Here is a 3547-nt window from a genome sequence, read left to right as displayed (position 1 = left end):
GATAGGCATTGGGTCTGTGGCGGTGGCGGAGGCTGGTGCCCTACCGCTTACGCATCCTAGGGCAGACGCTGAAACCTGCGATCGCTGATTACGATTAAGCATCTCCGATGCAGGCTCTATGGGTCGGGGATCACACTAATCATGAAACTGACATTTTTGCGGAGCCGTAGGTTTTGGCTTTTGGTGGCGGCTGGCGCGGGGCTGGCGCTGCTGAGTAGCAAGCTGCCGCTGCAAGACTGGTTTGTGGGCACCTACCACTGGCTATCGGCACTGGGCAATGGAGCCATTCCAGCCTTTATCGGGCTGTACGTGTTGGCTACCGTGGTGGGCTTGCCCAACATCGTGCTCATCTTGGTGGCGGGGGCTGCCTTTGGGCTGAAGGGCGTTGCGGTGGCTTCTGTCGCAGACCTTTTGGGGGCGATCGCCTGCTACGGAGTGGGGCGGGGGCTGGCGCGCGATCGGATCAAACGCTGGATCAGTAAAAATCCCCACTTTACCCAACTCGACCACGCCGTGGGCCAAAAGGGCTGGAAGATTCTGCTGCTCACCCGGCTGTCGCCCCTGGTGCCATCGAATATTCTCAACTATGGCTTTAGCTGCACCCGCGTCAACTTCTGGCAGTACTGCTTTTTTTCGTGGGTGGGTATGCTGCCGGTGATTACGCTGTACGTCTATCTGGGCTCGTTTGGCGTTTCTCTATTTCAAGAGGGGCCGACCGCCGGCAAACTGGCGCTTCAGGGCGGGGGGGCTATGCTAGCGCTCTCCGCCGGTTGGTACACCACCAGCCTGACTCGCCAAGCGCTGAAACCGGACTGTGCAGAGGAGTCATCTGAGCGCGATCGTTAGAATGCCGGTACAGAAACCCGGTTACCGATGTCCTTCGGGTGAGTTACTTGTATTACGAAGCAAGTTCCCAGTCTTCAATCTGTAAACCATCCACACGTTCAAACTCTCGCGTGTTGTGGGTGACTAAGATCAGATTGTTTATCTGAGCGATCGCCGCTATTTGCAGGTCATAGGGGCCAATAGGAGTTCCTGAACTGGCAAGGCTGGCCCGAATTCTTCCAGCCGCCAAAGCCGCTCCATCATCAAAGGGGAGCGAGGTAAATTGTTTTAAGAACAACTGCTGTCGCGCTAGCGTTTGGGCTGGATTGTTGCTGCGCAGGGCACCGTAAAAAAGCTCAGCTTTAACCACTGAGCAAATTACCATAGCTTCAGTTGGTGTAGACAGTAGGCGATCGCGCACCAAAGCCGATCGACCGTTCAAAAACATGACGCATACGTTGGTATCGAGCAAGTAGCGCACGCTCAATCGAAAGCTCCGGTCAAATCGTCGTCAAGGGTGGCTGAAATGCCGTGCCCATCAGTCACAATGGGGTCATCGGCGCAGATGCCGTAGAGAGTTTCTAGAGAACTTTCTACAGAAGCTAATGACTGAACAGGTTGATATATCACCATCACGTCTACATCGCGATCGGTTAACCCAACTGGGAGATCGAGATGTAAAATGCCATCTTGCCCGATGTGCTGACGTACTTTAATACTTTCCATTGTGGTTATCTCCCTTGCTATATTCTTTATGCTGGAATAGGTTTAATTGACTGCTCTTTTAGAGCGTCGAGGAAGACTTTTTGGGAAATTTGGGTTATAGCGCTCAGCAAACCGCTTGCGCAGCAAATCGTGAGTAAATCGATAGCGCCCCCCAACCCTATAACAGGAACAATCCCCCGATAAATCGGCTCGCTACTGCAGTACCGACTCTAGCTGGTGCTGCTCCCAGAGGTCGCGGTAGAGGCCGGGCTGCTGCACCAAATCACTGTGGCGGCCCTGTTGCACAATGCGGCCTTTGTCCATTACAAAAATGCGATCGGCGGTGGCGGCGGCAGACATTTGGTGGGAGATAAACAGCACGGTCTTTTGCTGGGTGCCTTCCGAGAGGGCGTTGAGAATGGCGGTGGCGGTGCTGTTGTCCACACTGGAGAGGGCGTCGTCGAGCACCAAAATGGGGGCATCGACCACCAGGGCGCGGGCCAGGGCAGTGCGCTGCCGTTGCCCACCCGAGAGCGTAATACCGCGCTCACCCACGATAGTCTTGTACTGCTGGGGGAAGTTGGCGATTTCTTCATCCATTTGGGCCTGTTTGGCGGCGTACTGCACTTCGGGAAACTCCGTGTGCGGTTCGCCGTAGCGGATGTTGTTTTGGATGCTGGTGCTGAACAGAAAGCTGTCTTGGGGCACGTAGGCGATCGCCCGCCTAAGATCTCCCAGCGGCAGCTCGGTCACATCGTAGCCATCTAGGTACAGCTGGCCGGGGCCAATGTCGAGCAGGCGGGGCAGGGCGTTGGCCAAGGTCGACTTGCCCGAGCCGATGGGGCCTACGATCGCAATTCGCTCGCCGGGCGCAATCTTAAAGCTAACCGCATCGAGGGCGGGGGTTTTGCTGTCGGGGTAGGCATAGCTGAGGTGGCGGGCCTCCAGGCTGCCCTGCACCTGCTCTAACGACAGCGGAATGGCGCTGGGAGAGGTCTGTACCTCGGGCTCGGCGTCGAGAATTTCTTCGACCCGGTTAATGCTGACCTCGCCACGCTGGTAGGCGGTAATGGTAAAGCCCAGCAGCGCCGTGGGGAACACCAGCCGCTCGACGTAGAGCAGCAGCGCGACAAAATCGCCCACCGTGAGCGCACCGCTGGCGATCGCCCCTGCCCCAGAGGCCAAAATCACCAGCAGACTAATGCTGGCCAGCCCCCCCAGCAGCGGAAACAGCGTGTTTCGGGTGCGGGCCAGCATGAGGTTGGCATCGAGCAGACGGGTATTGAGGCGGCTAAAGGCGCGGCGCTCGTTGTTTTCTTGAGCGTAAATTTTGATCAGCGAAATGCCGCTCATGTCTTCTTGGATCATGTCGCTGAGGTCAGAGATGCGCTCCTGAACTTCGAGCTGCTGCGATCGCAAGCGATGGCTAAAGATCTGTACCAACACCAGCATCAGCGGGTACACAATCAGCGAGATCAGCGTCAGCCGCACGTTGATCGAGAGCATCACCGGCACGGTCAGGGCGTAGGCAAACAGAGTGTTGGCCAAACTCAGAATGGCAAACCCCAGCAGGCGGCGAATATTGTCGACATCGCTGGTAGCGCGGCTGATTAGTTCTCCGGCGGTGTTGCGGCCAAAGTAGGCAGGCTCCATACGCAGCAGGTGCTGAAAGATGCGCTGCTTGAGGTCAAACTCGACCTGACGCCCCACCCCAAACAGGGTAATGCGCGACACCATACGAATCACCCACATCACCGAGGCCAGAATTAGCACCATGAGGGCGTAGTACATCACCCGATTGAAGCTAAACGTAACCTGCAGTTCGTCAATGCCGTTGCGAATCAGCAGCGGTATTCTGACCCCCACCAGGTTGACGACAAACAGCGCACCAACCCCTAGAGCCACCTTTTGCCAGTGGGGGCGGAGGTAGGTGCCCAGTTTTTGTAGCTGCGATCGCGCCATAGTATCTGCCCTAATTGCCCCCCTATCCTAGACGAATTTGAGGGGTGCATTGAGG

General features: G+C 56.7%; 4 protein-coding genes. 1 reads left to right on the top strand and 3 read right to left on the bottom strand.

Translation table 11 applies throughout. The features are described from left to right. Nucleotides 1–141 precede the first annotated feature (141 nt). A complete protein-coding gene (locus tag IQ273_RS31770) occupies nucleotides 142–846 on the top strand; it encodes a TVP38/TMEM64 family protein (protein ID WP_194027080.1) in 705 nt (234 codons plus the stop codon). 52 nt (nucleotides 847–898) lie between these two features. Here the strand turns inward: IQ273_RS31770 and IQ273_RS31765 are convergent, their stop codons facing one another. From IQ273_RS31765 to IQ273_RS31755, 3 genes are all read right to left on the bottom strand, one after another. After that, on the bottom strand, nucleotides 899–1306 hold the full coding sequence (locus IQ273_RS31765) for a type II toxin-antitoxin system VapC family toxin (RefSeq protein WP_194027081.1): 408 nt from the start codon (nucleotides 1304–1306) through the stop codon (nucleotides 899–901). A 2-nt stretch (nucleotides 1307–1308) separates the two neighbouring features. Continuing rightward, nucleotides 1309–1551: a hypothetical protein gene (locus tag IQ273_RS31760; protein WP_194027079.1), complete on the bottom strand. Its 243-nt coding sequence runs from the start codon at nucleotides 1549–1551 to the stop codon at nucleotides 1309–1311. Between the two features lie 192 nt (nucleotides 1552–1743). Further along, on the bottom strand, nucleotides 1744–3492 hold the full coding sequence (locus IQ273_RS31755) for an ABC transporter ATP-binding protein (RefSeq protein WP_194027078.1): 1749 nt from the start codon (nucleotides 3490–3492) through the stop codon (nucleotides 1744–1746). Nucleotides 3493–3547: the final 55 nt, after the last annotated feature.

The organism is Nodosilinea sp. LEGE 07298 (assembly GCF_015207265.1).
Taxonomy (GTDB): Bacteria; Cyanobacteriota; Cyanobacteriia; order Phormidesmidales; family Phormidesmidaceae; genus Nodosilinea.
Note: the sequence above shows the minus strand (reverse complement) of the source record. Positions and strands in the feature narration are given on the sequence as shown.